General features: G+C 65.8%; 6 protein-coding genes. 2 read left to right on the top strand and 4 right to left on the bottom strand.

Annotated elements, in window-relative coordinates:
• The first annotated feature begins 711 nt into the window (after positions 1-711).
• Entirely contained in the window at positions 712-1359 is a 648-nt protein-coding gene (locus tag A39O_RS0104460; RefSeq protein WP_020503503.1) for a PD-(D/E)XK nuclease family protein, read from the top strand.
• Positions 1360-1530: 171 nt separating this feature from the next.
• On the opposite strand, the gene treS is transcribed toward A39O_RS0104460, so the two are convergent.
• The 4 genes from treS to A39O_RS0104440 all read right to left on the bottom strand — a co-directional run bounded on the left by treS (position 1531) and on the right by A39O_RS0104440 (position 6930).
• Entirely contained in the window at positions 1531-4872 is a 3342-nt protein-coding gene (gene treS / locus A39O_RS31960; protein WP_020503502.1) for a maltose alpha-D-glucosyltransferase, read from the bottom strand.
• A 47-nt stretch (positions 4873-4919) separates the two neighbouring features.
• Complete coding sequence (thiE, locus tag A39O_RS0104450; RefSeq protein ID WP_020503501.1) at positions 4920-5636, bottom strand: thiamine phosphate synthase; 717 nt, start codon at positions 5634-5636, stop codon at positions 4920-4922.
• Entirely contained in the window at positions 5633-6448 is an 816-nt protein-coding gene (gene thiM, locus A39O_RS0104445) for a hydroxyethylthiazole kinase (RefSeq protein WP_040527125.1), read from the bottom strand. The genes thiE and thiM overlap by 4 nt, the downstream gene beginning before the upstream one ends.
• 140 nt (positions 6449-6588) lie before the next feature.
• A complete protein-coding gene (locus tag A39O_RS0104440) occupies positions 6589-6930 on the bottom strand; it encodes a cation transporting ATPase C-terminal domain-containing protein (RefSeq protein ID WP_169338400.1) in 342 nt (113 codons plus the stop codon).
• A 482-nt stretch (positions 6931-7412) separates the two neighbouring features.
• Here A39O_RS0104440 and A39O_RS40300 point away from each other — a divergent pair.
• On the top strand, positions 7413-7648 hold a 236-nt coding region (locus A39O_RS40300; RefSeq protein ID WP_211211534.1), incomplete at its 3' end, for a hypothetical protein.

Genomic DNA, 7648 nt, shown 5'->3' with positions numbered 1-7648 from the left:
GAGGACTATGCCCGCGACCACTAAACTCAAGCATTTCACACGGGTAGCAAAGCATCGCGCGCTACGCTGGACGCACGGCGCGCGGCGTCGATGGGGCGATGTTGCCCTGTTCGTCCGTGGATGACTCAAACTGGGAGCCGGATGGTGTAACACTCCAAGTCCGGTTCTGCGAGGAGCCGGGAACGAATTGCTGTATGGCAGAGATATTGTGGCACCGCCGGGAAACCAGGCGGCAACAGAGAACACCAACGTCTGTCTAACCAGCGGTGAGAACCCGGCTTACTCTCCGACCACGATTACCTGCATCAAGGGGGCGATCACGGTGCTGCAAGAACTGCTGGACAAGGAGGATGCAGGACCGGCAGCCTCCAAGCCCACAACGGATGACAGGGGGCGGCGGCCTGAGGGCCGGCCCCGCGGGGNGCCGGAGCCGGGCAGCGCATGTGCCGCGTCCTGGTCTAAACGCGATTTCTCCGTCGGTCGCCCTGCAGGGCGGCCACCGCACATCCTGTAGGCCCGGTCGCCCCGAAGGGCGACCGACATCAGGGGGCAAGTACGGCGCCATTGCATCGTCCGGGATGCCGGATTCCGTCGGCATCCGTCCAGCGCCGCGAGTGCTGTTTTCTCCGCAGCACCGGCCAGTTGAGAAAGGGTTTATGATTCGGGGCAAGCGGGCACCCGTCGCCCGTGATCCTCCGCTTGAGGCCAGTCATGGACATCACCGTCGAGACCATCAAACGCGAACTCCCGCGCCTGCTGCGGGACGACCCGGAGCTGCGCCGCTACGTCCTGGAGATCGCCCGCGGACACTTCGCCGACCGGGTGCAGACCGACGACCGCTTCGACCGTGTCCTCGACGAGCTGCGCCGCGACCGCGAGGAGCAGGCCCGCAAGTGGGAGGAGTCCCGCCGGGCGTTCGATCGGGTTCACGAGGAGATCATGGCCCAGGCGAAGAAGCACGACCGCTCCATCGGCGCCTTGGGCGCCCGCTGGGGCCTGCAATCCGAGACCGCCTTCCGCAATGCCCTGGCCGGCATTCTGGAGACGAGCTTCGGCGTCAGCGTGCGCAACGTCTGTGAATTCGACGACGCCGGCGAGGTCTTCGGGCGGCCGGATCAGGTGGAGATCGACATCATTGTCAAGAATGGCATGCTGTTGCTCATGGAGCTGAAGTCATCCATCGACAAGAGCGGCATGTACATCTTCGAGCGCAAGGCCCGTTTCTACGAGCGCCATCACAACCGCAAGGCCGACCGGCTCATCGTCATCTCGCCGATGATCGACCCCCGGGCAATCCCCGTAGCGCAGGCGCTGGGCATCGAGACCTACGGCGATTCCCTGGACTTGCCGGTGGAGTGAGACCGGTCCGCCGTCGCACCGCTGGGCGGCGCGGCTCAGGACCCGGGTGCGCAAGCAGAACAGCCACAGCCTCCTGCTTCTCCGAGCCGAGAATCCGGCGGCCTTCCTGCATTGATGGGGCATACCCCGCCCGGTTATCCCGTCCGAATGCTATATCAGAGGTATCAAAGCTCAAGTCACTGGCAACTCTTCTCCCGCCCGCGCTGTCATCAGCCCCAGCAAGCGTTCAAGCGGTCCCTGCACCCACTCGGGTCTGTTGCTCAGCGCGTCCTGCAATTCGTGAACGACTTTCTCCAAACAGAACAACGCAAGCAGGCGCTCTGCCGCACCCGGCTCAGCCGGCCACGCCGAACAACCCGAGATGGACTCCCGATACCCCGCCATGAAGGCGTCGCGAGCGACCCCGGACCAGGAGCGGACGAGCGGCTCCAGGGTTTTCAGGTCCTCCGGGCGCTCCGCCGTGAGTTTGATCAGGGCCGCGGCGGCCGCGTTGTCGAGCGAGCATAGCAAGCCGGCGACGTCTTGCAGCGGCGAGCCCTTGGTGCGTCTGGCTTGCAGCGCCTCGGCCGGCCCGCTGCCGAAGCCGATCAGCATGACATCGCTGCCGACGATCAGGACTTGACCGAGGTGGAAGTCACCGTGCAGCCGCGTTTTCACCGCCGTGACGGGGCGTCCGAGTTCGGCGAACGCGGCCGGCAGGCGGCTACTCCGAGCCAGGATCGCACCCGCTGCGGTCAAGGCCGGACCGGATAGCGTGCCGAGGGTGCGCTGCAACAATTGGAGTGTGAGTGTTGACTGCTCAGCTAAGCGGTCGACCCAGTCCTGCGGTTCTTCCAGGCCGATCGGCTCCGGCGCGAACGCGGGGTCTTGCGGGGCGGCGGCCAGTGCGGCGTGCAGTTCGGCGGTCCGTCGGCCCAGGGTGGTCAGCAGCAGGCCATAGCCGGCGTGGGGTTCGGCGTCGGCCATGGCGCCGCTCGGCGCCGCCGTCAGGGAGCGGGTCAGGAAACGCTCCAGGTAGGCCAGGGTATAGGCCCAGGCATCGCCTTGGTTCTCGACATACCCTTGCAGCAATGCCAGGGGCGTGACGGTGCCGTCCGTCTCCCGCAGTTCGATCGATCCGCCGACCGGAATCACATGCACCGCCGGTGCGTGCTCGGTCAGGAAGCAACCCATCTCGAGATCCAGGTTGACCTCGGTGCGCAGCCGCCGGAAGCTCTTCAGAAACAACCGCTCGCCGAACACCAGGACATTGTTGTTGGCCTCGCTCAAGCGCCGGATCGCCGGCTCGGCCGGCATGGCGGCGACCAGTCCGGCATAGGCGCTGGTGGGTGCCGCCGCCACGGCATACGACTCGAACAGCACCCGCTCCCCGGCACCGATCGCGCCGAGTACCGCCTTGCAGAAGGCATTGTCGGCGAAGGCGTCGTAGAGGATGCCCACGCGCGCACGCTGGCGCACCCGGGCCAGGGTCACGCCGGAGAGCGCGAGCAGCGATTCCTCGTCCTGACCCTCCCACGCCAGCGCGAGCGGCAGGATGTAGCGCTGGACAGTCTGATCCTCCTGCTCGCAGGACAGGAGTGTCAGCAGCCAGGTGCCGCCGGGGATGGACCACGCGGTCATCGCCGCGATCCTGACCCGGTCCGCGGGCGCCGCCTTGCCGGCAAACCAACGTTGTCCGGTGAGAAAACGCGGCAGTGCCTCGCGTTCGAGCTGACGGCGCAGTTTCTCGGCAAGGGCGGCGCGGGCCGGCCCGGCCTGCTCCGGGAAGAAGCTCGCGAGGCCCGCCGGCAGCACCAGCACCGGCCATTCCATGCCATGCAGCGGCGCCTGGTGCCAACCCGGAACCTCGGCCTGGGGCGCGAGCCGGAACCAGTAGAAGGCGTGACCGGGGAGCGTGAGCAGATACGGCAGTTCGCCGATCGGCGGGAACGGGGTCCCGCCCAAGAGTTCCACCGGCACAGTGCCGCGAAAGCGGCTCAGGTCGAGTTCCACCGGCTGCGCGGAGCGGGCGAGATTGGCCGCACAGAGAATCACCTCGCCCTCGTACTGGCGCAGATACGCGATGATCTTGCGGTTGCCGGGGTGCAGCATCGTGAAGGTGCCCCGACCGAACGCCTGGTGCAACTTGCGCACCGCGACCAGCCGTTTCATCCAATGGAGCAGCGACGACGGCTCCCGGCTCTGGGCCTCCACATTGACCGCCTCATAGCCGTAGACCGGGTCCATGATCGGCGGCAGATAGAGTCGCTGCGGGTCGGCCCGCGAGAATCCGGCGTTGCGGTCGGGGCTCCACTGCATCGGGGTGCGCATCCCGTTGCGGTCACCCAGGTAGAAGTTGTCGCCCATCCCGATCTCGTCGCCGTAGTAGATGATCGGCGACCCAGGCATCGACAACAGCAGGCTGTTCATGAGCTTGATGCGGTCGAGGTCATTGTCCATCAGGGGTGCGAGTCGGCGGCGGATACCGACATTGACGCGCATCCGCGGATCGGCCGCATACATCTGGTACATGTAGTCGCGCTCGCGGTGCGTCACCATCTCGAGCGTCAGTTCGTCGTGATTGCGCAGGAACACGGCCCACTGGCAACTGGGCGGGATCTCGGGGGTCTGGGCCAGGATCTCGGTCATCGGATAGCGGTCTTCCTGCGCGACCGCCATATACATGCGCGGCATCAGCGGGAAGTGGTAGGCCATGTGGCACTCACCCCCCTCGCCGAAATACTCGCGCACGTCCTCGGGCCACTGGTTCGCCTCGGCGAGAAACAGACGGTTCTTGTAGTGCGCGTCCACCACCGCCCGCATCTGCCGAATCACCGCGTGGGTCTCGGGCAGGTTTTCGTTGCTGGTGCCCTCGCGCACGCACAGATAGGGGATCGCATCGAGCCGCAATCCGTCGACCCCCTGGTCGAGCCAGAAGCGCATCACCCGGATCATGGCCTTGACCACCGACGGGTTGTTGTGGTTCAGGTCGGGCTGATGGGAAAAAAAGCGGTGCCAGTAATAGGCCTGCGCGACCGGGTCCCAGGCCCAGTTGGAGGTCTCGGTGTCGGTGAAGATGATCCGGGTGTCGAGGAACTTCTGATCGGTGTCGCTCCACACATAGTAGTTGCGCTTGGGGGAGCCCGGCGGCGCTCGCCGGGCCGCCTGGAACCAGGGATGCTGATCGGAGGTATGGTTGATGACCAGCTCCGTGATCACACGGATACCGCGCCGGTGGGCGGCACGCACGAACAGCCGAACATCCCGGCGCGTGCCATAGTCCGCGTGGACATTGCGATAGTCCGCGATGTCATACCCGTCGTCGCGCATCGGCGAGGGATAAAACGGCTGGAGCCAGACGGTGTTGACACCCAGATCCCGGATGTAATCCAGGCGCGCGGTCAGGCCGGGAAAGTCGCCGATGCCGTCGCCGCTGCTGTCGAAGAAGGCTTTGACGTGCAATTGATAAATGACCGCGTCCTTGTACCAGAGCGGGTCATCGACCAAAGGTAAGCGTGTCGTCGGCTGCGACATCTTGGGTGCACTGACATGGCCGTTGGGAAGCAATGCCTCCAGTATAGTCAGCGAGCCGCCCCTGTCACCCGATTGTCCGCCACCCCATCGTTGCAGCGGGCCACTGCGGTCGTTGGTGCGCATCGGGCTTGCCGTCCCACCAGGATGCCATCGCGTACCGCTTGCGCCGCGGCGCACGGATCGGCCGCCGCCATGATCGCCGAGACGACGGCAATGCCGTCCGCCCCGGCGGCGACGACATCGGCGGCATTGCCGGCATGGAGGCCGCCGATCGCCACCAGCGGCAGCCGCACCGCAGCGCGGATGGCACGCAAACCATCCAGCCCGGTGGCGGCGGGCGCGTCGGGCTTGGTGGGCGTGGCAAAGACCGGGCTCACGCCCACATAATCGGCGCCATCGCGCTCGGCCTGCAGCGCTTCCGCCGGGGTACTGACGGAGACGCCAATCAACAGCCCAGTCCCCACGCGCCGGCGCACCTGCGCACAGGAAAGGTCACCCTGCCCGACATGCACACCGTCGGCGGCGCAGGCCAGCGCCAGGTCTACGCTGTCATTGATGATGAAAGCCACCTGACGCGTCCGCAGCCAGTCGCGCAGGCACTGCACCGCGGGCAGCGATGCGCCATGATCACCATCTTTATCGCGCCACTGCACCATCGTCACCCCGCCGGCCACCGCCGCCTGCACCACTGCCGCCACCCCGCGCGGGCCGGCCAGTTCGGCGTCGGTCACCAGATAAAGCGAATAGTCAGGCGTCGGATTCAAATCGTCGCTTCCACGTCGAACCGCGCGTCGGCCAGTAGATCCTCCGCGGTGACCGCATCCAGGCCGTCGAGCAGCGCGATGCCGTAGCTGCCGGGATGTTGGGCGCGTTGCGCCGCCCACTCACCCGCCACGCCGAGCACCACCAGCGCCGCCGTCGCCGCAGCGAATGCATCCGGCTCCACGGCGGCAAAGGCGCCGGTCACCGCGGACGCGGCGCAGCCGGTCCCGGTGACGCGCCCCATCAGCGGATGGCCGTTGCGGATGCGGGCCTCGCGCCGGCCGTCAGTCACATAGTCTTCCGCGCCGGTCACCGCGACGGTCATCCCCAAGGTCTTCGCCAGCGCCACCGCACTTTGACGCGCCTGCGCCACCGTGTGTTGCGTATCCACGCCGCGCGCACCGCCCATGTCACCGCCCAGCGCAAGAATTTCCGAGGCATTGCCGCGCAGAATCACCGGGCGCACCTGCTCCAGCAATGAGCGCGCCGTGTCCGTGCGCAGCCGCGATGCGCCGGCACCCACCGGATCGAGCACGACCGGGATACCCTTCGCCGTCGCATACAGGCCGGCCTTGAGCATCGCCTCGATCCACGGTTTGGAGAGCGTGCCAAGATTGAGCACCAGCGCGCCCGAAATCCCGACCAGTTCTTCGACCTCCTCGATCGCATGCGCCATGATCGGCGACGCGCCCAACGCCAGCAAGGCGTTGGCCGTGGAGTTCATCACCACATAGTTGGTAATATTGTGCACCAGCGGCTGCCTGGCGCGCAGTGTCGCCAGGATGGCGGCGACGTCCAACGACTGTTTCGGCATGGCTGTCACTCGCTCCCCGCGGCAGGCATCGCCGCTAAATCAGACTCAGGTCAATGACCGGTATGATAGTCCGAATCGGGATCGCGGACTGGTGACCGGGCCTCGCGACATTTCCATGCGATTCGCAGGAAGAACGCCTCTCAGGACAGATGACCCCGGTTGAGTCGTCGCGCCAGTCCCTTCTCGATCTCGACCACGACAAAAACGGTCGATGCAATCAACAGGATCCGCAGCCAGGCGGCGGCATCGAGCGCGGCCGAGTGAAACGCGACCTGCATGAAAGGCGCGTAGGTATAAAGCAACTGGAAGCCGATCACCAGCACGATCGCCGGCGGCACATAGGGGTTACCGATCAGGACACGCGGATGCCAGGCGGGCTCGATCAGGAAGCGGCTGTTCAGGAGGTAGAAGACCTCGAACATGACCAGGGTGTTGACCCATAGGCGCCAACTTAAGCTCTCAAGCCCTTGAGTAATAAGCACAGATCGGCGATAGTGCGGGGATTCGACCGCCATGATGCCAGCACCCAAGCTCGCCGAAGTCGCTTTTGAGGAATTTCTGAAGGAACTGCCGGCCGACTATGCCGAGCAAGCACGGGAGTTCAAGGCGTTTACGCGCAGTCGCAAAGTCAGGACACCCGCGGACCTGCTGCAGTTGGTGATGTTGTACTGCGGNTTGGACCAAGCGCTGCGTACCACGGCCGGAAGTTTCACGTTGTGGCAGGAACGGCTCACGGATACCGCGATCCGCCAGCGCCTGATGGCGTGCGGTCCNTGGCTGAAGGCGTTGTTGCACCGCATGTTGCCNGCGGCGATGACGGCAGTGACAGGCTTCCGGTTGCTGGTGGTGGACGGGTCGTCGCTGCAAGGACCGGGTGCGACGGGCACGGATGACCGGGTGCACTTGGTCTTGGACCTGACCAATCTGACCCTGCATGTAGTGCCTGACCCTGCATGTAGTGCAAGTGACCGGGGTCGAGGGTGCGGAAAGTCTGGCGCGTTACCCCTGGCAGGCCGGCGACATCGTGCTGGCCGATCGGGGCTACAATCAGCCGCAGGTGATCCTCGAACTGAGCGCCCGTCAGGTGTGGGTGGTCGTGCGTCTGATGCCGACGGCCATGCCGTTATACCTGCGTGAGATCGACGAAGAGCAACACGATCCCGCCGCGCTACGGCTGGACGTCGCCGCACACCTGCGCGC

The organism is Lamprocystis purpurea DSM 4197 (assembly GCF_000379525.1).
GTDB lineage: Bacteria > Pseudomonadota > Gammaproteobacteria > Chromatiales > Chromatiaceae > Thiodictyon > Thiodictyon purpureum.
Note: the sequence above shows the minus strand (reverse complement) of the source record. Positions and strands in the feature narration are given on the sequence as shown.